This is a genomic window from Rhodococcus phenolicus, from assembly GCF_001646785.1.
GTDB lineage: Bacteria > Actinomycetota > Actinomycetes > Mycobacteriales > Mycobacteriaceae > Rhodococcus > Rhodococcus phenolicus.
The window spans coordinates 43589-70128 of record NZ_LRRH01000023.1 but is presented as its reverse complement, the minus strand read 5'-3'; the positions used below and the strand labels follow the sequence as shown (position 1 = coordinate 70128).

General features: G+C 70.2%; 22 protein-coding genes and 1 pseudogene. 10 read left to right on the top strand and 13 right to left on the bottom strand.

What is annotated here, in order from left to right; translation table 11 throughout:
- The 7 genes and pseudogenes from A8G15_RS29740 to A8G15_RS08355 form a co-directional block, all read right to left on the bottom strand.
- A partial coding sequence (locus A8G15_RS29740) for a 2-oxoglutarate dehydrogenase E1 subunit family protein (RefSeq protein ID WP_156665306.1) occupies window positions 1-226 on the bottom strand: 226 nt, incomplete at its 3' end.
- A gap of 108 nt (window positions 227-334) precedes the next feature.
- A pseudogene (locus A8G15_RS08380) lies at window positions 335-4026 on the bottom strand (ABC transporter ATP-binding protein).
- 61 nt (window positions 4027-4087) lie between these two features.
- On the bottom strand, window positions 4088-6568 hold the full coding sequence (locus A8G15_RS08375; RefSeq protein ID WP_068157783.1) for an ATP-dependent Clp protease ATP-binding subunit: 2481 nt from the start codon (window positions 6566-6568) through the stop codon (window positions 4088-4090).
- Between the two features lie 112 nt (window positions 6569-6680).
- Complete coding sequence (locus A8G15_RS08370) at window positions 6681-7472, bottom strand: ABC transporter permease (protein ID WP_068157780.1); 792 nt, start codon at window positions 7470-7472, stop codon at window positions 6681-6683.
- Window positions 7469-8617 carry an ATP-binding cassette domain-containing protein gene (locus A8G15_RS08365; RefSeq protein WP_082899745.1) on the bottom strand — a complete coding sequence of 383 codons (1149 nt, stop codon included), beginning with the start codon at window positions 8615-8617 and terminating at the stop codon, window positions 7469-7471. Before A8G15_RS08365 ends, A8G15_RS08370 begins: the two co-directional genes overlap by 4 nt.
- A 77-nt stretch (window positions 8618-8694) precedes the next feature.
- Window positions 8695-9504, bottom strand: a complete 810-nt coding sequence (locus tag A8G15_RS08360; RefSeq protein WP_068157779.1) for an alpha/beta fold hydrolase — start codon at window positions 9502-9504, stop codon at window positions 8695-8697.
- Window position 9505: 1 nt separating this feature from the next.
- Window positions 9506-10237, bottom strand: a complete 732-nt coding sequence (locus A8G15_RS08355) for a hypothetical protein (protein WP_068157776.1) — start codon at window positions 10235-10237, stop codon at window positions 9506-9508.
- A gap of 145 nt (window positions 10238-10382) precedes the next feature.
- Here A8G15_RS08355 and A8G15_RS08350 point away from each other — a divergent pair, with 145 nt between their 5' ends.
- Window positions 10383-11252 (top strand): helix-turn-helix domain-containing protein, encoded by an 870-nt coding sequence (locus A8G15_RS08350; protein ID WP_068157774.1) that lies wholly within the window; start codon window positions 10383-10385, stop codon window positions 11250-11252.
- On the top strand, window positions 11249-11665 hold the full coding sequence (locus A8G15_RS08345; protein ID WP_068157772.1) for a VOC family protein: 417 nt from the start codon (window positions 11249-11251) through the stop codon (window positions 11663-11665). Before A8G15_RS08350 ends, A8G15_RS08345 begins: the two co-directional genes overlap by 4 nt.
- Window positions 11666-11676: 11 nt before the next feature.
- On the opposite strand, the gene A8G15_RS08340 is transcribed toward A8G15_RS08345, so the two are convergent.
- Both A8G15_RS08340 and A8G15_RS08335 read right to left on the bottom strand, forming a co-directional pair.
- Window positions 11677-12717 (bottom strand): glutathione S-transferase family protein, encoded by a 1041-nt coding sequence (locus A8G15_RS08340; protein ID WP_068157769.1) that lies wholly within the window; start codon window positions 12715-12717, stop codon window positions 11677-11679.
- Between the two features lie 25 nt (window positions 12718-12742).
- Entirely contained in the window at window positions 12743-13429 is a 687-nt protein-coding gene (locus A8G15_RS08335; protein ID WP_068157762.1) for a GNAT family N-acetyltransferase, read from the bottom strand.
- A 369-nt stretch (window positions 13430-13798) separates the two neighbouring features.
- On the opposite strand from A8G15_RS08335, the gene A8G15_RS08330 reads away from it, so the two are divergent.
- The 3 genes from A8G15_RS08330 to A8G15_RS08320 all read left to right on the top strand — a co-directional run bounded on the left by A8G15_RS08330 (window position 13799) and on the right by A8G15_RS08320 (window position 16686).
- Window positions 13799-14851, top strand: a complete 1053-nt coding sequence (locus A8G15_RS08330) for a class I adenylate-forming enzyme family protein (RefSeq protein WP_068157808.1) — start codon at window positions 13799-13801, stop codon at window positions 14849-14851.
- An 86-nt stretch (window positions 14852-14937) separates the two neighbouring features.
- Window positions 14938-15699: a crotonase/enoyl-CoA hydratase family protein gene (locus tag A8G15_RS08325; RefSeq protein ID WP_068157760.1), complete on the top strand. Its 762-nt coding sequence runs from the start codon at window positions 14938-14940 to the stop codon at window positions 15697-15699.
- A gap of 63 nt (window positions 15700-15762) precedes the next feature.
- Window positions 15763-16686, top strand: a complete 924-nt coding sequence (locus A8G15_RS08320) for an adenosine deaminase (RefSeq protein ID WP_068157758.1) — start codon at window positions 15763-15765, stop codon at window positions 16684-16686.
- Here the strand turns inward: A8G15_RS08320 and A8G15_RS08315 are convergent.
- Window positions 16679-18007 (bottom strand): D-arabinono-1,4-lactone oxidase, encoded by a 1329-nt coding sequence (locus tag A8G15_RS08315; protein WP_068157747.1) that lies wholly within the window; start codon window positions 18005-18007, stop codon window positions 16679-16681. The two genes, A8G15_RS08320 and A8G15_RS08315, sit on opposite strands and share 8 nt — an antisense overlap.
- Window positions 18008-18102: 95 nt before the next feature.
- Between A8G15_RS08315 and A8G15_RS08310 the strand changes: the two genes are divergently transcribed.
- The 3 genes from A8G15_RS08310 (at window position 18103) to A8G15_RS08300 (ending at window position 20702) form a co-directional block, all read left to right on the top strand.
- On the top strand, window positions 18103-18747 hold the full coding sequence (locus A8G15_RS08310) for a TetR/AcrR family transcriptional regulator (RefSeq protein ID WP_068157745.1): 645 nt from the start codon (window positions 18103-18105) through the stop codon (window positions 18745-18747).
- A 100-nt stretch (window positions 18748-18847) separates the two neighbouring features.
- A complete protein-coding gene (locus A8G15_RS08305) occupies window positions 18848-20026 on the top strand; it encodes an amino acid deaminase/aldolase (protein WP_068157742.1) in 1179 nt (392 codons plus the stop codon).
- 70 nt (window positions 20027-20096) lie between these two features.
- Complete coding sequence (locus A8G15_RS08300; RefSeq protein ID WP_068157799.1) at window positions 20097-20702, top strand: alpha/beta hydrolase; 606 nt, start codon at window positions 20097-20099, stop codon at window positions 20700-20702.
- An 85-nt stretch (window positions 20703-20787) separates the two neighbouring features.
- Here A8G15_RS08300 and A8G15_RS08295 read toward each other — a convergent pair whose 3' ends face one another.
- The 3 genes from A8G15_RS08295 to A8G15_RS08285 all read right to left on the bottom strand — a co-directional run bounded on the left by A8G15_RS08295 (window position 20788) and on the right by A8G15_RS08285 (window position 24742).
- Window positions 20788-22590, bottom strand: a complete 1803-nt coding sequence (locus A8G15_RS08295; protein WP_068157740.1) for an AMP-dependent synthetase/ligase — start codon at window positions 22588-22590, stop codon at window positions 20788-20790.
- A 164-nt stretch (window positions 22591-22754) separates the two neighbouring features.
- Complete coding sequence (locus A8G15_RS08290; protein ID WP_068157737.1) at window positions 22755-23384, bottom strand: phosphoribosyltransferase; 630 nt, start codon at window positions 23382-23384, stop codon at window positions 22755-22757.
- A gap of 83 nt (window positions 23385-23467) precedes the next feature.
- Window positions 23468-24742 (bottom strand): TrpB-like pyridoxal phosphate-dependent enzyme, encoded by a 1275-nt coding sequence (locus A8G15_RS08285; protein ID WP_068157734.1) that lies wholly within the window; start codon window positions 24740-24742, stop codon window positions 23468-23470.
- Window positions 24743-24857: 115 nt separating this feature from the next.
- Here A8G15_RS08285 and A8G15_RS08280 point away from each other — a divergent pair, with 115 nt between their 5' ends.
- Together A8G15_RS08280 and A8G15_RS08275 are read left to right on the top strand one after the other, a co-directional pair.
- Window positions 24858-25430 carry a TetR/AcrR family transcriptional regulator gene (locus A8G15_RS08280; RefSeq protein ID WP_082899744.1) on the top strand — a complete coding sequence of 191 codons (573 nt, stop codon included), beginning with the start codon at window positions 24858-24860 and terminating at the stop codon, window positions 25428-25430.
- A complete protein-coding gene (locus tag A8G15_RS08275; protein ID WP_068157731.1) occupies window positions 25427-26530 on the top strand; it encodes an SDR family oxidoreductase in 1104 nt (367 codons plus the stop codon). The genes A8G15_RS08280 and A8G15_RS08275 overlap by 4 nt, the downstream gene beginning before the upstream one ends.
- Window positions 26531-26540 lie beyond the last annotated feature (10 nt).

Sequence of the window (26540 nt, the reverse complement as noted above, 5' to 3'; positions counted from 1 at the left end):
CCGGCGCGGGCTTCGGGGCGGGAGCCGTCGCAGTGGCGGTCGGAGCGGGAGCGGTCGCGGTCTCGGTGCCGTTCGCACCACCTGCGACCGCTGTTTCCGGGGAATAATCTGTCAAGAATTCGTGCCAACTCGCGTCCACGGACGAGGGATCGTCCTGAAAGCGCTGGTACATCTCGTCAACCAACCACTGGTTCTGTCCGAACTGTGATGTAGAGCTGCTGCTCACGGCAGTTGTTCGCCTCGTTTCCTTCTTCGGTACCCGATCGGAGCGCCTGTGTTCATGAGGCTATCCCGTGCTTGTGACGATCGGAATTGATCGAACATGCGGCGAGATCTACCTCACAATCTGTGCTTCGACTTCGACGGGGTCTCCATCGATGACGGTTCTCGACGACCGATTATTCCCTGCCCGGGTTTCGGCCGCATCACAGAGGGTCTGGTATACGCCACCGGCGTAACGCAGAGCCGCGTGCGGACCGGATTCGACGATCCGCCCGCCGTCGACCACCACGACGCGGTCGGCGCGGGCCGCGGGCCGAGCTGCCGCTGCGCGGCCGACAGTCCCTGGCCGCGTTCGCCGACCGGATGGTGCATGCCCCCGGACAGGCCGGCGATCATGCCCAGCGCACCGACCGCGCGAGCCGCGGACTCGATGTCGGCGCGGTCCGCGTCGGGCCGGCCGTATGCGATGTTGCTCGCGACCGTGCCGGTGAACAGGTGTGCTTCCTGAGGTACGACCCCGAGTCGTCCGCGGTATTCCGGAAGCCGGTAGTCCCGCAGGTCGACGCCGTCGACCCGCACCGAACCGGATGTCGGATCGTAGAAGCGGGCGAGCAGCTTGACGACGGTGGACTTGCCGGCGCCGGTGCGGCCGACGAGCGCGACCGTCGAACCTGCGGGGATGTGCAGGTCGACGTCGGTGAGCGCGTCGGTGTCCGCGCCGGAGTAGCGGAAGCCGACGTCGGCGAGGTGCACGTCGCCGCGCAGGTGCCCGGTGACCGGCACCGCGCCGGGAGGACCGGTCTCGAGCGAACTCTCGGTGCGCAGCAGATCGCCGATGCGCCGCAGGCCGACACGGGCCTGCTGATAGCCGTCGAACACCTGCGAGAGCTGCTGGATCGGGCCGAACAGCAAGCTCAGGTACAGCACGAACGCGACCAGCACGCCGGGTGTCGCCTCGCTCGCCGCGACCTCCCGCGCGCCGACGTAGACGACCGCCGCCAACGCCAGGTCCGACAGCATGGTGATGAACGGGAAGTACAGGGAGATCGCCCGCTGTGACCGCATCCGGCTGCGCCGGTAGGCGTCGGCGCGTTCGGCGAAGCGCTGTGCGGCGAACGCCTCGCGCCGGTATGCCTGAGCGGCGCGCAGCCCGGTGACGTTCTCCTGGAAGTCCGCGTTGACGATCGAGATGCGTTCGCGGGAGATCGCGTACGCCGACGAGGACACCTTCCGGAACCAGACGGTCGCGAGCAGCAGCGGCGGCACCACCGCCAGCGCCACGAGACCCAGCGACAGGTCGGTCACGAGCAGGGCTATCGAGATCCCGGTGAGCGTGAGCACGCTGACGACCGCGGTCGACAGGCCGGTCTGGATGAACGACGACAGCGCATCGACGTCGGTCGTCATCCGGGTCATTATCCGGCCGGACAGCTCCCGTTCGTAGTAGTCGAGCCCGAGCCGCTGCAGATGGGCGTAGCTGCGCACCCGCAACCCGAACAGCACCCGTTCCCCGGCGCGCGCGGTGAGTACGGTGAGCACCGCGACCACGGCCCAGCCGAGCAGCGCGAGCAGCATCCCGGCGCCGACCGCGGCCCACAACCGGGCGGGATCGCCGGGGGTCACGCCCTCGTCGACGGCGTACTGCACGATCGACGGGAACCCGATCGAGGTGAGGGACTCGACGGCGAGGCACAGCACGACGGCGGCGAGCAGCAGCCGGACCGGACGCAGCGTCGTCCACAGCCGGAACCTCGGATCGGGGCGGCGCAGCGACCGGGACTGCAGGTCCGGATGCCCGCCCGGGGTTTCGGTGGCCGGGGGCAGCGCCGCCACCGCGGTCCGCAGTTCCGGGGTGGGGGCGACCGAGCCGAGCGCTCCGCTCATGGGACCGCCCCCGCTGCGTGGGCCCCCTCCGCCCGGGCCGCCGCCGGGACCTGGGGACGTCGCGGAGGCAGCGGACACGGCGGTGTCGTCCTCGTCGCCGGACACCTGCGGCCACAGGTGCCCGGCCGACGGTTCGGCCGCGAGCAGGACGGGATCGCTGTCGCGATCGCCGTCCCCGGTGCCGGTGAGCAGCGCCCGGAACAGCGCGTTGCGCGCCTCGAGTTCGTCGACGGTCCCGATGTCGACGATGCGGCCCTCGTCGAGCACCGCGACCCGATCGGCGAGCGACAGGGTGGAGCGACGGTGCGCGAGCACGAGGGTGGTGCGCTGATCCTGTTCGCGCAGTGCCGCGAAGATCGCCGCCTCGGTCTCGGCGTCGACGGCGGAGGTCGCGTCGTCGAGGATCAGCACCCGCGGATCCAGCAGCAGCGCCCGGGCCAGCGCGACCCGCTGTCGCTGACCGCCGGACAGGGTCAGCCCGCGTTCCCCGACGACGGTGTCGTAGCCGTCGGGCAGTGCCTCGACGAACTCGTCGGCCCTGGCCGCGACCGCCGCGGCCCGGATCTCGTCGGGGCCGGCGTCGGGCCGGCCGAGGGCGATGTTCGCCGCGATGGTGTCGGAGAACAGGAACGGTTCGTCGAACACGAGGCCGACGGCTTCACGCAACTCGTCGCTGCGCAGCGCGCGCACGTCCAGCTCGGTGCCGCCGCAGGTCACGCTCACCGAGCCGGAGTCCGGCGCGTAGAACCGCGGCAGCAGCAGCGACAGCGCGGTCTTCCCGGACCCGGCGGGCCCGACCACGGCGACGGTTTCGCCGGGGGCGACCTCGAGATCCACTCCGCGCAGGACGTCCCGGTCGGTTTCGAAGCCGAACGTCACCTCTCGCAACGACAGCCCGAGCGGACCGTCGGGCAGCGGCACCGGATGCGGCGGGTCCGCGACGTCGGGCTCGGCGTCGATCACCTCGTAGACGCGTTCGACGGCGGCGCGCGAGAGCTGCGCCATGATGATCACCGACGACAACGTGCGGGTCGTCGCGCTCATCGTCGCCAGGTACGCGGTGAACGCGAGGAAGGTGCCGACGGTGACGGTGCCGTCCAGCGCGAGCCACCCGCCGAGGGCGATGGTCGCGACGAGCCCCAGCTGGGGGATCGCACCCATCGGTGCCGTGAACCGGGCGTTGACACGGGCCGCGCGCATCCGTTCGGCGTACAGCGCGAGCCCGTGCCGTTCCAGCTGGTCGACGGCGCGGTCCTCCTGCCCGAAGCCCTTCACCACACGTACACCGGTGACGGTTTCCTCGACGTGCTGGGCCAGGTCGGCCGCGCGTTGCTGCGCGGACCAGGTCGCCGCGAACAGTTTCGGCCGTACCGTCCGGACGATCAGGGCGATGACCGGAACGGTCACGACCGCGATGACGGTGAGCAGCGGTGACAGCACCGCCATGATGACCAGGGCCAGCACGAACTGCAGCAGAGCGCCCGCCGACATCGGCACCATCGCGAGCAGGCCCTGCACGAGCTGGAGGTCGGTGATCGAGCGGGACACGACCTGCCCGGTGCGGATCTGGTCCTGGCCGCGACCGTCGAGCCGCTGCAACGAACCGAGCAGCCGCAGCCGCAGGTCGTGCTGCACGTTCAGCGACAACTGCCCCGCGAGCATGCGGCGGCCGTACTGGCAGCCGAAGCGGATCAGCGCGCCGCCCGCGATCCCGGCGGCGGCGACCGCGATCAGATGCAGATCGGCGCCGTGTGGGTGCGTGGCGCTGTCGAGCGCGAGTTTCGTCAGGAGGGGGAACCCGATGTCGATGAGCGCGGCGACGACCGTTGCCGTCAGCGCACCGATGGCGACGGCCCGGTGGCGGAACGATTCGGTGCTCAGGCGGCGGATCCAGCCCGGCGTCTGCGAGTGGTGTGGCATCGCAGCCGAGATTAGCCCCGCACGGCGACACGCAGCCGCGGAGGATTCGGTCCGGGACGGCTCAGGTGCCGCTGGACGGCTCCTCGGGCAGGGTGCCCTCCGCGCCACTCGGCGCCACCCGCTCGAGGATCAGCCCGTCGGTACCGGCGTCGACGCGGACGGTGTCACCGGAGCCCAGAGTGCCCTTCAACAGCAGGCCGGAGAGTTTGTTGTCCAGTTCCCGCTGCACCGTCCGGCGCAGGGGCCGCGCGCCGAACTGCGGCTCGAAACCGATGTCGGCGAGCCGGTCCACGGCCGCGTCGGTGACGTCCAGGCCGATGTCCTGGGCGCGCAGCAACCGGCGCGTGCCGTCGAGGATCAATTCCACGATGTTGTGCAGCTGATCCTTGTCGAGGCGACGGAAGACCACGGTCTCGTCGATCCGGTTGAGGAACTCGGGCCGGAAATGCGCGTGCAGGCGTTCCATCAGCTGGGGTGTCAACGCCTCGATGTCGCTGTCGGGGGCACCGAGGATCAGATCGGAGCCGATGTTGCTCGTCAGGATGACGATGGTGTTCTTGAAATCGACGGTGCGTCCCTGCGCGTCGGTGACGCGTCCGTCGTCGAGGAGTTGGAGCAGCACGTTGAAGACGTCGGGGTGGGCCTTCTCCACCTCGTCGAACAGCACCACCGAGTACGGCTGGCGGCGCACCTTGTCGGTCAGCTGACCGGCCTCCTCGTAGCCGACGTAGCCGGGGGGAGCGCCGACGAGCCGCGACACGGTGTGCTTCTCCTGGAACTCGCTCATGTCGAAGCGGATGAGGCGGTCCTCGTCGCCGAACACGGCCTCCGCCAGTGCCTTCGCGAGTTCGGTCTTGCCGACACCGGTCGGACCCAGGAACAGGAACGAGCCGATCGGCCGCCGGGGGTCCGAGAGTCCGGCCCGGGCCCGTCGCACAGCCTCCGCGACCGAGGTCACGGCCTGTTCCTGTCCGACCACCCGGGCGTGGAGCACGTCCTCCAGGTCCAGCAGGCGCTGACGTTCCTCGGTGGTCAGCTCCGCGACCGGAATTCCGGTCTGGCGTGAGATGACCTCGGCGATGTCCACGACCTCGACCTGCGGGGTCGACCCGGTGCCCGCCCGGCCGAGCCGGTCCCGGACGTTCGCGATCTCCTTCTTGAGCTGGCCCGCCCGCTCGTAGTCCTCACCGGAGACCGCGGAGTCCTTCTCGCGTCCGAGGCGGGCCAGTTCCTCCTCGAGGGATCGGGTGTCGGGGTCGGAGGTCTTGGTGCGCAGCCGCACCCGGGCACCGGCCTGGTCGACCAGATCGATGGCCTTGTCGGGCATGAAGCGGTCGGTGATGTAGCGGTCGGAGAGTTCGGCGGCGGCGACGAGGGCCTCGTCGGTGTAGTGGACCTGATGGTGCTCCTCGTAGACGTCGACGAGTCCGCGCAGGATCTCGATGGTGTCGTCCACGGACGGCTCGGAGACCATCACCGGCTGGAACCTGCGTTCGAGGGCGGCGTCCTTCTCGATGTACCGCCGGTACTCGTCGATCGTCGTGGCGCCGATCGCGTGCAGGTCGCCGCGCGCGAGGGCCGGTTTGAGGAGGTTGCTCGCGTCCATCGACCCCTCGCCGCCGCTGCCCGCACCGACGATGGTGTGCAGTTCGTCGATGAAGAGGATCAGCTCGTCGGAGTGTGCCCGCACTTCGTCGAGGACCTTGGTGAGGCGTTCCTCGAACTCACCGCGGTACTTGCTGCCCGCGACCAGCGCGCCGACGTCCAGCGCGATCACGCGCCGGTCCGCGAGCGTCGACGGCACGTCGCCGTTGACGATCCGCTGCGCGAGTCCTTCGACGATCGCGGTCTTACCGACGCCCGGGTCCCCGATGAGCACCGGATTGTTCTTGCGTCGCCGGGACAGGATCTCGACCGTCTGGGCGATCTCGTCGGCGCGGCCGACGACGGGGTCGATCGACCCGGCGCGTGCCTCGGCGGTGAGGTCGCGGCCGTACTCGTCGAGTGTGGGGGTGGTGCTGTCCGTGCCTCGCGGCGACGCTGCGTCGAGTTTCGCGCCGGCGAGCACGTGGGCCGCGGGATTCTCGCTGTTGGCGGCGATTCCGTAGAGGATGTGTTCGGGGCCGATGTAGCTGATGCCGGATTCGCCGGCCTGCTGCTGGGCAACCCGCAGGGCCCGTTTGGCGGCCGGGCTCAGCACCACCGCGTCGCCGTCGCCCGCGGCAGCGGCCTTCTGTTCCGCGCCGCCGGTGAGCGTGCGCATCTGATCGGCGACGGTGTCCGGGTCGAGCCCGAGTCCGGTGATCACCCCTCGTGTCGGGTCCTCGAGTGTCGCCGCGTACAGCAGGTGTTCGGGCGTCAGCTCGGAGTTGCCCCACTCGTGGGCGGCCTCGCGGGCGGTGGAGACCAGGCGTTTCGCATCGTCGTTGAGCAATCGGCCCAGGTCGACACGCTGCACCTGTGGTTGCCGCAGGCTGCCGGGGCCGAAGAAGCGGTTGAAGATGTCGTCGAACGGATCGCGGGACTGCCAGCTCTCGGTCATCGAACAAACCCCAAGGGTCGAAGAGTATCGAGGTCGTGGAGAAGCGTGCACCTGCGGACCGATCCTAGCGACCGCTGAGGGTCCCCGCGGGAACTCGGCGTTTCGGCGACGATCAGGCCAGGTCGCGGCTGCGGACCCGCCACCAGCCGAGAGCACAGATCAGCAGTGCCCAGCCGATCAGTGCGATCGGGGCCGCCGGCCACCCGACGGCCATGTCCCCGGTTTCGGGAATGTCGATGACCCCGACGATCGTGTACCAGGTGAGCTGGACGGGAAGCAGATCCGCGACCGCGCCCAGCCCCAACCCGTGCAGGATCAGCGACACGATCAGCTCACCGAACGGAATCCACGCGGAGATCGCGAGGACACTGCCGACGGTGGAACCGGTCAACAGTCCGAGGCCGGACCCGAGGAGGGCCCACAGCACGGCGCAGAGCACACCGGCACCGAGGACCGCCGCGAGCTGACCGAGATCCGATCCGGTGGACGTGCCGCCGTCGCCGCCGGCGAACATCAGGACGGTCAGCACCGCCGCGATCTCCACCACAACGCAGTACAGCAGCCCGAACGCCGCGGCCGTCGTGTACTTCGCGGCGATCACCCCGTCGCGGCCGCGGGTGGTGAGGAAGGTGGTCACCATCGTCCGATGCTGGAATTCGGTGCCGCCGTTCACGGCACCGAACAGGGCCGCGAACAGGAACACCAGTGCCAGCGCCAGTGCGATACCGATCGCGGCCGCGACCGCCGACGCGAAACCTTCGCCGACGATGTCCTCGACCTGGCGTGCGAGCGGCAGGGTCAGTGCGCCGGAGAACAGGCCCACCACGACCGGGGCGATCCCGAGGATCCACCAATAGCGCAGGCCGAGGACCTTGCGGAACTCGGCGGTCAGGAGCGCGGTCAACGTCGGAATCCTCCCGGTCCGTACGGCGGCTGCTGGGGTCCGGGCGCGGCAGGCGGGTACTGCTGCGGCGGGTACCCGGGCTGCGGGTACTGCTGCGGCGGGTAGCCGGGCTGCGGGTACTGCTGCTGCGGGTACCCGGGCTGCTGGTACTGCTGCGGTGGGTACTGCTGCTGCCCGGGCTGCGGGTAGCCGGCCTGCGCCGCGTATCGACCACTGGTCATGGACAGGAACACCTGCTCGAGATCGACGTGTTCGACGTGTGTGCCGAAGACCGTCACCTTCTGCTCCGCGGCCAGCGCCGCGATCCGCTCGGGTTCGGCCCCGACCACCGCGAGCCGGCCGTCGCCCTGGATCTGCGCGTCCGTGACTCCGGCGGCGGCAAGGGCCGCGGCGAGGCGGGCCGGGTCCGAGCAGGCCACCAGGACGCGCGAGCGGTACGCGTTGCGCAGATCTGCGGTGCTGCCCTGGTGCACCAGCGTTCCGTTGCTGACGATCACCAGGTGGTCGGCCATCTGCTCGACCTCCCGCAGGATGTGGCTCGACACCAGCACCGTGTTGCCCGAGCGGGCGTACGACAGGAGGAATTCGCGCAGCCACGCCATGCCCTCGGGATCGAGACCGTTGGCGGGTTCGTCGAGCACCAGATAGCGGGGCCGCCCCAGCAATGCGGTCGCCAGCGCCAGCCGCTGGCGCATCCCGAGGGAGAACTCGCCGGTGCGCCGCGACGCGACCGAACCCAGACCGACCAGGTCGAGCGTGGCCCGCGCCTGGGTGACCGGGACCCGCATCGCCGCGCAGTACACCTCGAGGTGGGTGAGCGCGGTGTGTTTCGGATGGGCGCCCTGCGCGTCGAGGACGGCGCCGACGACCTGCCCGGGCTGCTGCAGGGACGCGTACGGGACGCCGTCGATCAGCGCGAGTCCCGCGGTGGGACGCACCAGGCCCAGCAGCATCCGCAGCGTCGTGGTCTTACCGGACCCGTTGGGTCCGAGGAAGCCGGTGATCGAACCCGGCGGCACGGTGAACGACAGGTTCGATACGGCAGCGACGTTCCGGTAGGTCTTGGTCAGCCCCTGCACGGCGATTCCCGGCGGTGGCCCGGACACGGGGAACGCGTCCGGTGCCTGCGCGAACTGTGCGGTCAAGAAGTTCCCCCGTCTCTGCCGGTTCACGTGATCGTGGCGAGCCTACGTGTCCGCATCCCCGGCCGCTCGATGCTGCCTCAGTGCTCGAGGAACGGCAGCACCGCGCCGAGGAATTCGGTGGGCGACTCGAGCTGGGGGCAGTGACCGGCGTCGGGGATGATCACGACCTGCCGGTCCGGTCCGCCGACGACGCGCCGCGATGCCCGCGCCGGCGTGACCCGGTCGTGCGCGCCCCACACCAGCAGGGTCGGCATGGTCAGCGCGTGCACCATCTGGGGTATCGGGAGTCTCCCGAGTTCGCGTACCGCGGTGCGCCCCACCCGCAGCATCGTGTCCACCTGACGGCGGTCGGCGAAGTTCGCAGTGAAAGCGGTCAGTGTCGCCGCATCCATGCGGTCCGGCCGGTGCAGCGCCGCCCGCGTGTAGAACTCGCCGATCGCCCGCTGCATGACGGGCACCGGGACCGGCCGCGACAGCAGCCGCGACACCCGGTCCAGCGGAAGACGTGCACTCTGCGTCCAGGCGCGGGGAATCCCGGCCAGACCCGGCATGTCCGACAGCACCACCCGGTCGGTGCGTTTCGGGTGAGCCGACGCGAACGCGAGCGCGGTGACGGCACCGAGCGAGTTGCCGATCACCGCGACCGGCTCGGCGCTGTCCGCGACCAGATCGGCGACGGTGTCGACGTAATGGTCGATCACCGGTGTCCGCCACTGCCCGGAACTGCGGCCGAACCCGGGCAGATCCACCGTGAGGACCCGGTACCGTTCGGCGAGTTCCGGTTCGACCTTGCACCAGGTGCCGCCGTGGTCGGAGTAGCCGTGCAGCAGTACGACGGTCCGCGAGCCGGTTCCCGACTCCCGGACGTACACCGCCGGCTCGGACATGTCAGGAACCGCCGGCCGACGCAGCGCTCGGCAGGGCAGCGGTGGTGCTCGGCGGCAGGGCGGCGCGCGCGTCCGGCCACTGCGCGGGTGCCGGACCGAACGCGGTGCGGGCGTTGCCGATCGTGCGCTTGCCGAGCGCACGGTTGCCGGCACCACCGATGACCGCGCCGATCCCGGCCGGCACCAGCTTGCCGAGGATCAGCGCGCTGCGCTTCGCGAAGTACTTGCGGATGAACTTCTTGACCAGCGAATTGTTGAGCATCTTCAGCTGGGAGCCGGGGATCTTGCCGGTGACCGCCGACGACCAGTTCTTCATCGTCGTGCCGGTCGCCTTGCTCACGACCTCCATGCCGGTCTCGCCGAGCGCCACGGCGAGAACGAGCGCCCGGCGCTGTTCGTGATCGTGCGGGTGGATGCCGTGCACCGACGCGACGGCGAGCGTCAGCAGCGCCGACGCCTCCAGGAAGAACACCGTCTCGGCGCCGACCGCGCCGACCGCCGTGAGGGTTCCGATGCCGGGGAACGCGGCGGTCGCGCCGACCGCGGATCCGCTGCCCGTGACACCGGTCAGGAACATCTTCTCGAGGCGCTCGATGATCTGCGCCGGCGACTCGTCGGGATGTGACCTGCGGACCCGGTCGACGTACTTGTCGACGGCGGGCCCCTGCAGCCGGCTGCCGTTGTCGAGCAGCGTGATGATGAACTTCTCGATCGCCCCGACTCTGTCGCTCATCGTCCTTGCCTTTCGTGTCGACGCCCCCTGGTGACGCCGCATTCCGGGCGCGGCGATCCACCTCGTGAGGGTGCACGGCCGACTATAGATATTTCCGGTGACAAGCCGGTGGGATTGCGACCGGGCCGCGCCTACGCTGGCAGGTGTGACGGGGGTCTCCGAGGGAGCGCGACGTCGGCCGGCGCCGCCATTGCGGTCGTATGTGCGCTGGTACGACGGCTACCGGCTCAGCGGTTTCCCGGCGGGCGCGCACCGCGGCCTGCCGTCGACGGACCTGACCGTCGTGCTCACGATCGGGGAGCCTCTCGAACTGGCGAAGCCCGCCGCGACCGGCCAGCAGCCCGGGCGTTTCCGGTCACTCGCGAGCGGACTGGCGACCGCACCGGTGACGATCGCGCACGACGGCAATCAGCACGGCATCCAGCTCGCGCTGACCCCGGCCGGTGCCCGGGCCCTGCTGGGTGTACCGGCAGGGGCGCTCGGGGCGTGGGTCGTCGAACTCGAGGACGTGCTCGGGGCGGAGGCACGGGAGCTGCAGGACCGCATCGCGGCCACCGACGAATGGCCCGGACGGTTCGCGGTCCTCGACGACGTGCTGGGCCGGGCCGCGGTACGCGAGAGCACCGCCGTCGACTCCGGATTGGCCCGGGCGTGGCAGCGACTCACCGCAGCGGAAGGACCTGACGCCCCGCACAGCCCTGGAGTCCGCGAGGTCGCCGACGACATCGGCTGGAGCCGCCGGCACCTGACCAAGCGCTTCACCGCCGAGTACGGGGTCGGGCCGAAGGACGCCGCGCGGCTGGCCCGCTTCGATCGATCCCGCGAGTTGCTGCGGCGGCCGGGCCGGCAGCGACTCTCCGACGTCGCGGCCCGCGCCGGGTTCTACGACCAGGCGCACCTGGCCCGCGACTGGCGTGACCTCGCCGGGGTACCGCCGTCGAAATGGATGGTCGAAGAGGTGTTCCCAATCGTCCAAGACGGCGACGGGCCGCCGGACGCAGGATCGGAGTCATGACCACCACAGCAACCACCACAGCAGTGTTTCCTTGTTTCACCTACGACGATGCGCGCGGCGCGATCCGCTTCCTCGTCGACGCGTTCGGGTTCGTCGAGACGGCCGTCTACGGCGACGGCGACCGCGTCGACCATGCCGAGCTGGCCTGGCCGCACGGCGGCGGCATCATGCTCGGGTCGGGCGGTCGCGACGACAGCCCGGCGCCTGTGCCCGCGGGCACCGGTTCGGTGTATCTCGTGGTGCCCGACGCCGCGACCGTCGACGCTCTGCACGACCGGGCGGTCGCCCACGGCGCGACCGTGACCCGCGGTATCCGGGACGAGGACTACGGATCGCACGGGTTCACGTGCCGGGACCCGCAGGGGGTGCACTGGAGTTTCGGAACCTACCGCGGACAGGGCAGCCCGAAGTGACCTGTCCGCGGTCAGGGTAACGGGGAGTGACCCGACGGGACCTGCTCTGCCGGGCGGGGCGGGGGCGGCGCTGTGCCGTCCCCGAACGGCCGCCCGCCGAGCGCGTCCCGTCCGTGCGGGACGAGCCAGCCGGACAGGTCCGGCCCCTTCGGCACGATCCCGGTCGGGTTGATGTCTGTGTGCACCAGGTAGTAGTGCTGCTTGATCTGCACGAAGTCGATCGTGTCGCCGAAACCGGGTGTGGTGAACAGGTCCCGCGCGTACCCCCACAGTGCGGGGAACGAGGTGAGCGGGCCGCGGTTGCATTTGAAATGCCCGTGGTAGACCGCGTCGAAACGGGCGAGGGTCGTGAACAGGCGCACGTCCGCCTCGGTGATGGTGTCGCCCACGAGGTAGCGACGTGTGGTGAGCCGGTCCTCGAGCCAGTCGAGCCGCGCGAACAGGCGGCCGAACGCCGCGTCGTAGGCGTCCTGTGATCCGGCGAATCCGCATCGGTAGACCCCGTTGTTCACGTCCCGGTACACCAGGTCGGCGACGTCGTCGATCTCGGCGCGGTGCGCCTCCGGATACAGGTCGGGAGCGCCGGCCCGGTGGAATCGCGTCCACTCGGTGGACAGATCGAGGGTCATCTGCGCGAAGTCGTTGGTGACGACCTCCCCGGTGCGCACGTCCACGATGGCCGGGACGGTGATGCCTCGTTCGTAGCCGGGGTCCCGCGCGAAGTACGCCTGCTGGAGCCGTTCGATGCCGAGCACCGGGTCGACACCCCCCGGATCGAGGTCGAACGTCCAGCTGCGCCGATCGTGGGTGGGGCCGCACAGACCCAACGACAGCGCATCCTCGAGCCCGAGCAGACGACGCACGATCAGCGCGCGGTTCGCCCACGGGCAGGCCCGCGCCGCGACCAGCCGGTATCGACCGGCCTCGACGGGGTGACCGTCGCGGCCGTCGGCCGTGATCCGCGTCGTCAGATAGCGGGTGTCGCGGTCGAATTCGCCGGGCTCGACGTAGCTCCCGGACTCGTTGCTACCGGAATCGGACCGTTCGGTCACGGGATCTCCTTCCGTGCGTACTGGACTACACGCTAGCGCGCAGCTGCACCGTGAGGTGGCTTCCGCACTCCTCGTACCCCAGCGCGGCGGCCAGACCACGGCCGGCGAGATTGTCGCGGCGGACCCGCCACTGCGGAACCAGTCCGGCATCGAGGGCATCGTGCGTCGCCAGGGTCGCGACGGTCGCGGCCAGCCCGAGCCGCCGGTGTTCGGGGACGGTCAGCGCCACCACGTCGGCGAGGATGCCGTGCATTTCGCCGTATCCGGCTGCGGACAGCGGACGATGATCGTCGTCGAGCAGTACGAACACGCGGTCGCCTGCGGCGGGCGTGGCGTCGATCGTGTCGTCCGGCGGGCAGCGCCGGCGCAGCTCGGCGAGGTCGCGGGCGTCGTGTGAGATCAGCGGATCGCGTACGCGGCTCGCATCGACCCAGTCCGCGCAGTAGTGCAGCAGGTGCGTGCGCGCTCCGTGCCCGCCGGTCGCCGCGCGCACCGCCGACGCGTCGAGCGCGGTGTCCGGGATGTGCGCCACCGCGTCCACCGCGTCGCCGGGGCCGGTCACCGCGGTCGCCGTGCCCAACCTGAGCACGTGCAGCCGGTCGGCGGTATCGTCCACGCGCGTTGCTCGCCCGGACCTGCCGAGCGCGTCGTCGTCGAGGGCGAGTTCACGGCACCAGGCGAGCTGCACGATGTCCAGGAGATGTCGGTCCACGCGGCTACCGTAGACCCGCCCCGGCAGAAGGAGAGTGCGTGAACACCGAGATCGAGCCGTGGCCGGCACTGTGGGCGCTGTGCCTCGGCTTCTCGCGGTCACGGCGATGACGCTGCCGCTGATGTTCTCTGCGCAGGCGGTGCGCGGGCTCAGCCCGACCGGTTCGGCGGTCGATGTGGTTGCCCGCCGCCGTGCTGGTCGTCGGCCTCGTCGCTCCCTGTTCTTCGCCCGCCCGCACAGCCGGTCGAAGCGGCCTGCGGTAGCCGATTCGGACACTGCGGACGTCGCGCGGAGCTGAGCCCGCCGAACCCACCCCCAAATGTGATGCACGCCATATAGTGCGAGTCACGCAGACGATCGGAGGTGGCGATGTCGCCGGCGTTGGTGCAGTTCTCTGGTGGTGCCGAATGGCTGCGCGACGAACGCGTCACCCGGCACGCGGGCATCTTCCGGTACGAGGGCCTCGAGCCGTGCCTGGCGGAGCTCCTCGACCGCAGTGCGCTGCGGTTCGCGCAGCGCACTGCCGCCGTGGACCGGTCCGGTCGCGGCATCACCTACCGCGAACTGTGGGCCGCCGCCGCCCGCGTCGCCGGGGGTCTGCTGGACCAGGGTGTCGGCCCGGCGGATCGCGTCGTCGTGCACTTCCGCAACGGATTCGACTGGCTCCACGCGTTTCTCGGTGTCGTCCTGGCCGGTGGTGTGCCGGTACTGCCCGACCCGACGTGCAGTGACACCGAACTCGAATGGATCGTCGCGGACAGCGGCGCGATCGTGCTGCTCGACGGGGAACTGCCCGACGGGATCGCATTCCTCGACGGTGGTGCCGCGCCCGACGAGCTGGCGTTGCTCTACTACGTGCGCAAGTGCGGCGGGGGACTGCACGGCGTCGAACTGAGCAACGAGAACATCCTGTCCACCATCGAGGCGGTCGTCCACGCGATGGATCTCGGTGTCGGCGGGGTGCGCACCGTGATCACGGCGCCGTTGTCCACCGCGGTCGGGTGCGGTGTGCAGCTGTTGCCCACGCTCTCCGTCGGCGGCACCGTCGTCGCGGCCGGGGCGCGCGGTATCCGGGTGCCGTGGCGGCACCTGCGCGCCTCGTTTCCGACCGCGCGCTGCGTGCGCGGATGGGGGGTCGCCGAGACCGGCGGGATCGGGCTGGTGCTGCCGATCGAGTTCCGGCAACGGCATCCCCGCAGTATCGGGATTCCCTTCGGCGGTATGGAGGTCGCGTTGTTCGGTCCCGATGCCGAAAACGGCGTCGGTGAACTGTTGTGCCGCGGACCGAGTGTCGCGCGCAGGTACTGGAACGATCCACAATCCACCGCCGAGACGTTCGGCGACGGCTGGTTCCGCACGGGCGATCAGGTGCAGATCGACGAGGACGGGTTCGTCACCCAGCTAGCGGTACGAGTGTCGTGATGTGGTGCGGACTCCGGTATACAGCTGATGTGCCGTGACCCACACCGGGGCGGCGCATCCGACCCGCCCAGTGGAGGTATACGCACATGTCCGACGTGGTTTTGCTCGAGCGTCGCGGTCGAGTACTGATCATCACCATCAACCGGCCCGACGCCCGTAACGCCGTCAACGCGGCCGTCAGCCACGCGCTGGCCGACGCGATCGACGTGCTCGACGGCGACGACGACCTGTCGGTCGGCGTCCTCACCGGAGCGGGCGGAAACTTCTGCGCGGGCATGGACCTCAAGGCGTTCGTCGCCGGCGAGAACGTCGTGGTCCCCGGCCGGGGTATGGGCTTCACCGAGCAGCCGCCCCGCAAGCCGCTGATCTCCGCGGTCGAGGGCTTCGCGCTCGCCGGTGGCACCGAACTGGTGCTGGCCACCGATCTCGTGGTCGCCGCCAAGGGCGCCAAGTTCGGTATCCCCGAGGTCAAGCGCGGTCTCGTCGCCGCCGGTGGTGGTCTGCTGCGCCTGCCCACGCGCATCCCGTACCAGAAGGCACTCGAGCTCGCCCTGACCGGCGACTCGTTCACCGCCGAGGAAGCGTACGGTTTCGGGTTCGTCAACACGCTCACCGAACCCGGCGGTGCCCTCGACGGTGCTCTCGCACTCGCCGAGCGGATCACCGCCAACGGCCCGCTCGCGGTGGCGGTGACCAAGCAGATCGTCGCGTCCGCCGCGGACTGGTCGTCGGACGAGGCCTTCGCGAAGCAGATGGAGTTCGCCGGTCCGGTGTTCGTGTCGGAGGACGCCCGCGAGGGCGCGACGGCGTTCGCGGAGAAGCGCGCCCCTGTGTGGAAGGGTCGCTGACACGTCCGCGGTGCCCGTTCGGCGGACGGGCACCGCGGTTCCGGTACCAGGAGGAGTGAACGTATGAGCGCCGAACTGCACGTGCACATCGAGGGCACGCTCGAACCCGAGCTGATCTTTGCGCTCGCCGAACGCAACGGGGTGAGCCTGCCGTACCGCGACCTCGCGGATCTACGGTCCCGATACGAGTTCACCGATCTCGGATCGTTCCTGGAGCTGTACTACGCCAACATGCAGGTCCTGCGCACGGCGCAGGACTTCGCCGATCTCGCCCGCGCCTACCTGACGCGGGCGGCCGACGCGGGCGTGACCCGCGCCGAGTTCTTCTTCGACCCGCAGGCCCACACCAGCCGCGGGGTCCCGCTGCGCGAGGTCGTGGACGGGCTCGCCGACGCCGTTGCCGACCGTGGTCGTGAGTTCGGTGTCGACGCCGCGATGATCGCGTCGATCGTGCGGGACCGTCCGGTGCACGAGGCGGGTGAGGTGTTCGGTGAGCTGCTGAGACTGCGCGCCCCGATCATCGGTCTCGGCCTCGACTCCGCGGAGGTCGGTTATCCGCCCTCGTTGTTCGAGGACGTGTTCGCTCGTGCCCGCGCCGAGGGGCTGCACGTCGTCGCGCACGCCGGAGAAGAGGGACCCCCGGACTACGTCCGCCAGGCGCTGGATCTGCTCGGCGCCGAACGCATCGACCACGGCATCCGGTCGCTCGAGGATCCGGAGCTGGTGGCGCGGCTCGTCGACGAGCAGGTTCCGCTCACCGTGTGCCCGCTGTCGAACGTGCGCCTGGGGGTGGTCGATTCGATCGAGCACCACCCGCTGCGCCGCATGCTCGACGCCGGACTGATGGTCACCGTCAACTCCGACGACCCGGCCTATTTCGGCGGCTACCTCGACGACAACGTCGCCGCGCTGCGCAGCGGGCTGGCTCTGACCGACGCCGAGCACGAGACGGTGGTGCGGAACTCGCTCGCGGCGGCGTTCATCTGAGCGCACCGTTGCTCCGGGTCCCGAACACCCGCTCGAGATAAGAGTTGACGAACATCCCGTTCGGGTCGACGCGTTCGCGCACGGCGAGGAAATCGTCGAATCGCGGATACGCGGGCCGCAGGTCGTCGGCCGTACGCGTGTGCAGCTTTCCCCAGTGCGGCCGGCCGTCGACGCCGCGCACGATCTCCTCGACGGTCGCGAAGTAGTCGCGGTGATCGCGGCGGTGGAACTCGTGCACCGCGACGTAGGCGGTGTCGCGACCGTGCGCGGTGGACAGCCACACGTCGTCGGCGGCCGCGAACCGCACCTCGACGGGAAACGCGACCTGCCGGCCCGTGCGTTCGAGTCCCCGGGCGATGTCGGCGAGCACGCCGGGTAGCGCGGCCACGGGGATCGCGTACTCCATCTCCCGGAACCGCACGCGCCGCGGGGAGGCGAACACCGCGTAGCTGCGGTCGGTGAACTCGCGGGGCGACAGGACCCGGCCGGCCACCTCGTTGATCCGTGGGATCAGGCCCGGCGCCCGCGTCCCGACATGCTGCAGCGCACCGAACACACCGTTGGAGAGCAGTTCGTCGTCGACGAAACCGCGGACCCGGCCGACCGGCTCGGTCGGTTCGGCGCCTTCGATGCGGATGTTGCGTTTGGTCAGGACACGGTCGGTGTGCGGGAACCAGTAGAACTCGAAATGGTCCACCGCGAGCCGGTCGTCGTCGAGCACCGTGAGCGTTTCGGTGAGGGTCGCGGGTGCCTCGGTCGCGCGCAGCCGGAACGCGTGTACGCAGTCGAGTGTCAGGGACGTGAGAATGCCGACCGAGCCGACGCCGAGACGGACCGCCTCGAACAGTTCCGGATCGGCGGTGGGGGAGCAGTGCACGGTGCGCCCGTCCGCGAGCACGACGGTGGCCGCGCACACCTGGGTGGCCAGCCCCCCGAATCCTGCTCCGGTGCCGTGAGTTCCGGTGGAGACGGCACCGGCGATCGACTGGACGTCGATGTCACCGAGATTCGCCAGTGCCAGCCCGTGCGACCACAGCAGCCGGTTGAGTTCGTGCAGGCGGGTACCGGCGCCGACGGTGACGAGCGCGCCGGTCGCGGTCGGCTCGACCCGCTCGATTCCGGCGACGCCGTCGAGGGAGACGAGGACCCCGTCGGTGACCGCCGCGCCGGTGAACGAATGCCCGGCGCCCACCGCTTTGACCCGATCGCCGCGTTCGGCGGCCCGGGTGACGACGGCCGCGACCTCGTCGGCGCTACGGGGGGTGTCGAATGCGCGGGGGGTCGCGTGCTCGGTTCGCGCCCAGTTGCGCCAGGTTGCCATGACGCACATCGTGCTCTTGGACGTCCGTCCAGGTCAAGGGTTGCAGGGTGGTCGCGTTCCCCACGGGGACAGCCGCGAGCCTCTACCATCGGGGAATGCTGAACCGGTTGCCCGCGGATGAGCGTCGCGCCCAGCTCATCGAATCCGCCCTCGATCTCGCAGAGCGCGGCGGAGTCGGCGCGGTCACGGTGCGGGCGGTCGCGGAGAACGCCGGCGTGTCCCTGGGCGTCGTGCACTACTGCTTCGAGAGCAAGGAAGCGCTCGTCGTCGCGATGGGGGAAACGCTCATCCGCCAGCTCAGCGAGGCACTGCACGTCGCGTTCGACCTTCCCCACGACGGTCCGGATCCGCAAGGGGTACGGGGGCTCCGGCAGCTCCTGTACGCCGGGCTCAACGCGATGTGGCCCATGATCGAGGCGACCGCCGACCGTCAGATCCTCACCTACGAGATCACCACCTACTCGCTGCGACAGCGGGCGTCGGAGGCCGATCTCGGAGGCCGGATCGCCGACGAGCAGTACCGGATCATGGACGCGGAGGCCTGTCGTTTTCTCGCCGACTGCGCCGAACGCACCGGGACGACGTGGACCGAACCGATCGAGGGCATCGCGCGGATGTCGCTCGCGATGATCGACGGTCTCGTGCTGCGGTGGCTCGTCGATCGCAACGGCGACTTCATCGTCGCGGAACTCGACGACATGGCCGGGATCATCGCTACCCGCGCGGTCGAACGACGCTGAGCGGAGACGCCGCACCTGCCGACAAACGAGCATTGATCTGGACAAGCGTCCACTCGGGTGTTCGACTGGTCCCACCGACGACCCGACGATTGGACCCGCCGTGACATCGCCCCTCGACCGGCTCGACACCGCGACCGCCGACCTCGATCCGCCCTTCGCCGCCGCCGACCTGGCCACGTTGCGCCGCAACGCCGCCGACCTGGTCCGGCGCGCGGGCGGTACACCCGTTCGGGTCGCGAGCAAATCGGTGCGTTGCCGCGCGGTCCTCGAGGAGGTCCTGGGAGCGGATCTGACAGGTTCGCCCTCGGCTTTCCGGGGCATCATGGCGTACTCGCTGCGTGAAGCGTTGTGGCTGGTCGACCGCGGGGCCCGCGACGTGCTCCTCGGTTACCCGACCGTCGACCGCGCTGCCCTCGCCGAACTGTCCTCGCGACCCGGAGCCCTCGATGCGATCACCCTGATGGTCGACTCCACCGCCCAGCTCGGGGTGATGCGCGATGCGTTCGGCAGCGCCCGCATCCGCCCGCGGGTGTGCCTCGACGTCGACGCGTCGCTGCGGCTCGGGCCGGTGCACCTGGGGGTGCGGCGATCCCCGCTGCGCGGTCCGGACGACGCCGCGCAGCTCGCCCGGTGCGCGACCACCGCCGGCTTCTCCGTCGTCGGTGTGATGTTCTACGAGGCGCAGATCGCCGGTCTTCCGGACTCGTCTCTGCCGGTGCGGCTCGTCAAACGCGCGTCGGCGCGGGAGCTTTCGACCCGCCGGGGTGTCGTCGTCGACGCCGTGCGGTCGGTCGTCGGCGATCTCGAGATCGTCAACAGTGGCGGGACCGGTTCCCTCGAAGTGAGTTCCGCGGATCCGGTCGTCACCGAGGTGACCGCCGGGTCCGGGTTGTACGTGCCGACCCTGTTCGACCGCTACCGCGCGTTCACGCCGCATCCGGCGCTGTTCTTCGCGTTGCCGGCGGTGCGCAAACCGACGCCGGCGATCACGACGCTGTTCGGCGGCGGTTACATCGCGTCGGGGCCCGCGGGAGCGTCGCGGGTGCCGCGGCCGGTGCGCCCGGCGGGTCTGCGGCTGATGCGCAACGAGGGCGCGGGAGAAGTGCAGACACCGGTCACCGGGCGCGCCGCCGCCGACCTTCCCATCGGTGGGCGCGCCTGGTTCCGGCATGCCAAGGCCGGTGAACTGTGCGAGCGGTTCACCCACCTGCATCTGGTCGACGAGGACGGCTCGCGCCACACGGTCCCGACCTATCGCGGCGAGGGCCACTGTTGGTGACCCCCCGCGCTCGTGCGTGGTTTCGGTAGCGGGTGCTACCGAAACCACGCACGGCAGGACAATGAGCGGCATGCCGTTCATAGCCGGGGCCACGGGCCGCATCCACTACCGATCCTGGAACACGGACGCGGCCGACGCCGCGATCGTCTTCGCGCACGGTATGGGCCAGCACAGCGGCCACTACCATCGGTTCGCCGCGGGCCTGGCCACGGCCGGGATCGCCCTGTGGAGCGTCGATCTGGCCGGTCACGGGCTGTCGGAGGGGACGCCGGGGGAGCCGGGCGACATCACCGCCCACGCCGCCGATCTGGCAGCGCTCACGACGCTCGCCGAGGACGACGGCATTCCGCTCGCGGTGATGGGACATTCGCTCGGTGCCGCGACGGTTCTGGCCCTGCTGCGCACCGACGCAGCCCGATTCGGCCGGGTCGTGTTGTGCGGGACCCCGCGCAGTGCGACCGTCCCCGCGACCGCCGGGGTTCTCGAAGCCGCCGGTCTGCCGGTGCTTGCGGTGCACGGCGTCGACGACCGGCTCGCCCCGATCGATCCGGTCCGTGAATGGGCCGCGACCGTCCCCGGTCTCGTGCTGCGCGAATATCCGGATGCCGGGCACGATCTCCTGCACGAGCCGGTGTATCGGACGGTCACCCGCGACATCGCCGGCTTCGTGGCGTGAGCGGAGGGCCGGAGCGCCACGGCCCGCGCGTGTATCGAACACGCACGGGCCGTGGCGGATCGGTGACGACCGGGTTCCGCGAGGATCAGTTGTAGATCGAGGCGATCGCGTCGCCGTGAACCTCGTGGATGATGTTGCGCTTGAGCTTGAGCGTCGGCGTCAGCTCACCGGACTCGACTGTGAAGTCGACGTCCAGGATCCGGTACTTCTTGATGGCTTCGGCCTTCGACACCTTCTTGTTGGTGTCGGCGACCGCGGCGTCGATCTCGGCGATCAGGTCCGCGTTCTTGATCAGTTCCGCGACCGTCGTGTCGGCCGGAACATCGTTGCGTTCCTTCCAGCCGGGCAGGACCTCGGGGTCGAGGGTGATGATCGCGCCGATGAACGGCTTGGAGTCGCCGACGACGATCACCTGGCTGATCAGCGGGTGCGCGCGCAGCGAGTCCTCGAGGACGGCCGGGGCGACGTTCTTGCCACCGGCGGTGACGATGAGTTCCTTCTTGCGGCCGGTGATCGAGATGAAGCCGTCCGCGTCGACGGTGGCGATGTCGCCGGTGTGGAACCATCCGTCGACGAGCGCGTCCTTCGTGGCCTGCTCGTTCTTCCAGTAGCCCTCGAACACGACCGGACCCTTGAGCAGAAGCTCGCCGTCCTCGGCGATCTTCGCCGAGTGGCCGTTGAACGGACGGCCGACCGTACCGACCTTCTGGTTGCCGGGGGTGTTCATGACGACGCCGCCGGTGGTCTCGGTGAGGCCGTAGCCCTCGAGGACGTTGACACCGACACCGCGGAAGAAGTGACCCAGGCGGGCACCGAGCGCGGCTCCGCCGGAAACCGCCTGCGTCGCGTTGCCGCCGAGGGCGGCACGCAGCTTGCCGTAGACGAGCTTGTCGAACAGGGCGTGCTTGAGCTTGAGACCGAGGCCCGGTCCGCCGGCCTCGAGCGCCTGGCTGTATTCGATGGCGGTGTCGGACGCCTTCTCGAAGATCTTGCCCTTGCCGCCGTCGTACGCCTTCTGCTTCGCGGAGTTGTACACCTTCTCGAACACACGGGGCACCGAGAGGATGAAGTTCGGCTTGAACTCGGCGAACTGGTCGAGCAGCGTGGTCAGGTCCGAGGTGTGCGCGACGGTGACCTTGTTGTCGAACGCCGCGAACGAGATGAGCCGCGCGAAGACGTGCGCGAGCGGCAGGAACAGCAGGGTGCGCTTGCCCGGCACCATCGAATCCGGAAGCTGGATCGCCGCTGCGGCCGATTCGGCGTACAGGTTGCGATGCTTGAGCTGCACGCCCTTCGGGCGGCCCGTCGTGCCGGAGGTGTAGATGAGGGTGGCCGCGGAATCCGCGTTCACCTGCTTGCGGCGCTCCTCGACCTGCTCGTCGGTGACGGCTGCGCCGCGCGCGACGAGTTCCTCGATCGCACCCTTGCTGCCGTCTCCGGCGACGATGCGCAGGACCTCGCGGACGGTCGGCGCCCCCTCGGCGACCTCCTTGACCACGTCGGCCAGTTCGTCGTTCTCGACGACGAGCAGCGACGTGCCGGAGTCCTCGAGGATCCACTGCGACTGGTCGGCGGACGACGTCTCGTAGATCGCGACGGTCGCGCCGCCCGCGGTCCAGATGGCGTAGTCGAGCAGGACCCATTCGTAGCGGGTGGACGAGAGGAGCGCGACGCGATCGCCGAGCTCGATGCCGGAGGCGATCAGGCCCTTGGCGACGGCGCGGACCTGATCGGCGAATTCCTTCGCGGTGACCTTGGTCCAGGTGCCGTCGACGAGCCGCTCGAACGGCACGAAGTTCGGGGACTCCTTTTCGTGCCTGAAGACGGAATCCGCCATCGATGCGTCCTCGGGAATCGAGAACGTCTGTGGCACGGAAATCTCACTCACTGCTGACCCCTCCATCGTTTTGCCTTGGGATGTGCATTGCATCACAGGTCGGGGCGTTTTGCACCAAGCAGGGTGTCCGTTATGCGCTGTTTTCAACCGGAGGTGCGGGTGATTTCCGTTACGTTCGGTAACACTGGTTACTCGTCGGTAGGCAATGACGCAGGTCACAGCGGTTTCAGCAGTTCGGCGGCCTCGGAATCGGTCAATTGGTGAAAATCGTCGTACGCCGCTCCGACGCTGTCCTGATCCGCGGGTTGCAGCGGGCACACCACGTCGTCCGCGACCCTCAGCAACCGGTGGATCGCCTCGGGTGAGGCGACCGGCACCGCCACCACGACCCGGCCCGCCCCCTCGGCGCGGGCGGCCAGGCACGCCGCCGCGGCCGTTGCGCCGGTGGCGAGGCCGTCGTCGACCAGCACGACCGTCCGGCCCGCGAGCGGGATACGGTCGCGGTCGCCGCGCAGCAGACGTGCCCGGCGGTCGAGTTCGGTGCGTTCGCGATCCTCGACCCGGGCGAGGGAGTTCTCACCGATCCCGCCCCGCCGCAGGATCTCCTCGTTGAGGATGCGGGCGCCGCCCTCGGCGATCGCGCCCATCGCGAGCTCGGGTTGCCAGGGCACGCCGAGCTTGCGGACGACGAGCACGTCGAGCGGAGCCCCGAGTTCCCGCGCGACCTCCCGCGCCACCGGGATCCCGCCGCGGGGAAGTGCCAGGATCACCGGTTGCGCGTCGCGCAGGTGCCCGACCGAGCGGGCCAGCCGCCGCCCGGCCTGTTCACGGCCGGAATAGCGCACGACTCCAGTATGACCCCGCCGTTCCCGGAACAGCCGCACGCTCGTCGTCGCGCGGCTGTCCTCCTCGTCGGCTGCGGGAGCGGCTAGGACAGGTCGCCCGACAGGTAGGAGTGGTACGCGGGCAGGTCGAGCTGTCCGTGCCCGGACAGGCCGATCACGAGGACCTCGGGTGTGGTCAGGCCCTTGGCGTACTCGGCGGCAGCGGCGATCGCGTGCGCGGATTCGGGTGCGGGCACGATGCCCTCGGTGCGGGCGAACTGCACGGCGGCGGCGAACGCCTCGGTCTGGGGAACCGCCTTGCCCTCGACGTACCCGAGTTCGACGGTGTGGCTGAGCAGCGGTGCCATGCCGTGGTAGCGCAGGCCGCCGGCGTGGATCGGATCGGGGATGAAGTCCTGGCCGAGGGTGTGCATCTTCAGCAGCGGCGTCAGTCCCGCGATGTCGCCGTGGTCGTAGCGGTATTCGCCCCGGGTGATGGACGGGCACGCGGCCGGCTCGACGGCCACCACGCGCGTGGCGGCACGCTCGTGCAGTACCTCGCGGATGAACGGGAACGCCAGGCCCGCGAGATTCGAGCCGCCCCCCGCGCAGCCGAACACGACGTCGGCGTTCTCCTCGCCGGCGGCACGCAGCTGGGCGACGGCCTCGAGGCCGATCACGGTCTGGTGGAGCACGACGTGGTTGAGCACGCTGCCGAGGGTGTAGCGGGCGGCCGGGTCCTTCACCGCGACCTCGACGGCCTCGGACACGGCGATGCCGAGGGAGCCGGGGGTGTCCGGATGGTCGGCGAGGACCTGACGGCCCGCGTCGGTGAGCTCGGACGGACTGGCGTGCACCGTGCCGCCGTACGTCTCGATGAGGAACCGGCGGTACGGCTTCGAGTCGTACGACGCGCGTACCTGCCACACCTCGAGGTCGATGCCGAACTTCGCGCACGCGAACGACAGGGCCGAACCCCATTGCCCGGCACCCGTTTCGGTGGTGAGCCGGGTGACGCCGTCGATCGAGTTGTAGTACGCCTGCGCGACCGCGGAGTTGACCTTGTGGCTGCCGACCGGGCTCACGCCCTCGTACTTGACGTAGATGTGGGCCGGCGTGCCGAGGGCCTTCTCGAACGAGTGCGCCCGGATCAGCGGGGTGGTGCGGTAGTTGCGGTAGGCGTCCCGGACCGGTTCGGGGATCTCGATGTCCGTCTCCGTGGACAGTTCCTGTTCGATCAGGCCCTTCGCGAACAGCGGGGCCAGGTCGTCCGCGGTGATCGGTTCCTTCGTGCCGGGGTGCAGGTGCGGCGGCGGAGCGACGGGCAGGTCGCCGGTGATGTTGTACCAGTGGGTGGGAATGCTGACGGGCTCCGACACCGGGTCGTCCTTTCGATGTGCAACGAGAACTCGTTCAGTGTGCCAACGCACACCTGTAGGCCCGGCGGCGGTGTGGCCTCTACCCAAAATATGTAGACCGGTCTATTATCGAAGGGTGACCACCAAGGGCGCGCGGACCAGAACGCGCATGATCGACACGACGCTCGAACTCATCCAGACCCGCGGCTATCACGGCACCGGGCTCGCACACATCACCGCCGGCGCCGCGGCACCGCGCGGCTCGCTCTACTTCCATTTCCCCGGCGGCAAGGACGAACTCGTCGCCGCCGCCCTGGACCGGGTCGGCGCCGAGTTCACCGGCCTGCTCGAGTCCCTGATCGCCGGCGGCGCGGACGCAAGGACCGTCGTCGCCGCCGTCTTCGACGATCTCGCCGCGCGGCTCGACGGCTCCGGCTTCGCGGCCGGATGCGCGATCGCGTCCGTCGCCGTCGATGCCGCCGCGGAGAATCCCGCGCTCCAGGAGAGCTGCGCCCGGGTGTACGAGTCGTGGCGGGTCGTACTCGAACAGCTCTTGGCCCGCGACGGCGTACCGAATCCGGCACGGCTCGCGGGAGCGATCGTCAGCCTCGTCGAAGGCGCGACCGTCGTGGCGCGGGCACGGCGCGACACCGAACCGCTGGACGAGGCGCGGACCGTCGTCCTCGAACTGATCGGAGCCACGCGATGACCGGGGCCGGGTCCACGGTGGTGTTCGGTGCGACCGGTTTCATCGGCCGTGGCCTGCTGCGCGAGCTGCTCACCGCCCCGGCGGACGACGGCCGGATCGTCGCGGTGGTGCGCTCGGCGGCATCCGGGACCCGGCTGCGGGAGCGGCTCGCGGGCGAGGGGCTCCCGCTCGACCGGCTCTCGATCCACCTCTTCGATCCCGGCGCCGCGGCGATCACCCTCGAACCGGCCGTGCCGGACGTGCGCGACGTCCACAATCTCGCTGCCGCGTTCGCCTTCGGCATGACACCGGAGGCGGCCCGCGCGGTGAACGTGGTTCTGGCCGAGAAGATCACCCGTTTCGCCGCCGCGGCGCACGCGCGCAGGCTGGTCCACGTCAGCGGATATCGCGTCGGGGCCCACCCCACGACGCCGGTGCCCTGGCCGTCGCGTCACCGCCGCCGCGTCTACGGACGGCTCGGGGCCTACGAAGCATCGAAGATCGAAGCCGACGCGGTGGTCCGCGCTCTCGCGGCCGAGCTGGACGTCCCGCTCACCGTCGTCAACCCCGGCACCGTGATCGGCGACTCCCGGACGGGGGAGGCCGACCAGTACCTGGGGCTGGCGGACCTCGTGCTGCAACTGTCCCGCGGGGAGTTGCGAGCGGTACCCGGATCTCGGGGCGCCGTGCTGCCGGTCGTCACCGTCGACCATCTCGCGCGATTCCTGGCGCTGGTACCGCGGGACCCGGGTGCGGCGGGGGAGGCCTACTGGGTGCTCGACGACGCGACGCCGCCGTTGCCCGAGCTCGTCGCTCTGCTGGCGGACGAGCTGGGGGTGCCGGCGCCGCGCCGTCGCGTTCCCGTCGCCGCGCTGCGGGTCCTGCCGGAACGGCTGACCGGGGCGCAGAAGGAGACGCTGAGTTTCATCAGTGCCGACACCTATCCGACGGCCTCGGCCACCGCGTTCACACGCAGGCACGGCTTCGGTCATCCGCCGGTGCAGCCCGCACTGCGACGCTGGGCGAAGCATCTCGCCGCGCACGCTCCGGACGCGCCGACCCGGCGGCCCCGCGGGCCCCGGGACACCGATGATGCAGGGTCATCGGCGCTCATCCGATAAACTGCAGGTC

Excerpts from the sequence above, each read along its gene's own strand:
- A8G15_RS08375 (WP_068157783.1), bottom strand. The coding sequence starts at position 6,568 with ATGACCGAGAGCTGGCAGTCCCGCGATCCGTTCGACGACATCTTCAAC.
- A8G15_RS08360 (WP_068157779.1), bottom strand. The coding sequence starts at position 9,504 with ATGTCCGAGCCGGCGGTGTACGTCCGGGAGTCGGGAACCGGCTCGCGG.
- A8G15_RS08355 (WP_068157776.1), bottom strand. The coding sequence starts at position 10,237 with ATGAGCGACAGAGTCGGGGCGATCGAGAAGTTCATCATCACGCTGCTC.
- A8G15_RS08345 (WP_068157772.1), top strand. The coding sequence starts at position 11,249 with ATGACCACCACAGCAACCACCACAGCAGTGTTTCCTTGTTTCACCTAC.
- A8G15_RS08330 (WP_068157808.1), top strand. The coding sequence starts at position 13,799 with ATGTCGCCGGCGTTGGTGCAGTTCTCTGGTGGTGCCGAATGGCTGCGC.
- A8G15_RS08325 (WP_068157760.1), top strand. The coding sequence starts at position 14,938 with ATGTCCGACGTGGTTTTGCTCGAGCGTCGCGGTCGAGTACTGATCATC.
- A8G15_RS08320 (WP_068157758.1), top strand. The coding sequence starts at position 15,763 with ATGAGCGCCGAACTGCACGTGCACATCGAGGGCACGCTCGAACCCGAG.
- A8G15_RS08315 (WP_068157747.1), bottom strand. The coding sequence starts at position 18,007 with ATGGCAACCTGGCGCAACTGGGCGCGAACCGAGCACGCGACCCCCCGC.
- A8G15_RS08310 (WP_068157745.1), top strand. The coding sequence starts at position 18,103 with ATGCTGAACCGGTTGCCCGCGGATGAGCGTCGCGCCCAGCTCATCGAA.
- A8G15_RS08300 (WP_068157799.1), top strand. The coding sequence starts at position 20,097 with ATGCCGTTCATAGCCGGGGCCACGGGCCGCATCCACTACCGATCCTGG.
- A8G15_RS08275 (WP_068157731.1), top strand. The coding sequence starts at position 25,427 with ATGACCGGGGCCGGGTCCACGGTGGTGTTCGGTGCGACCGGTTTCATC.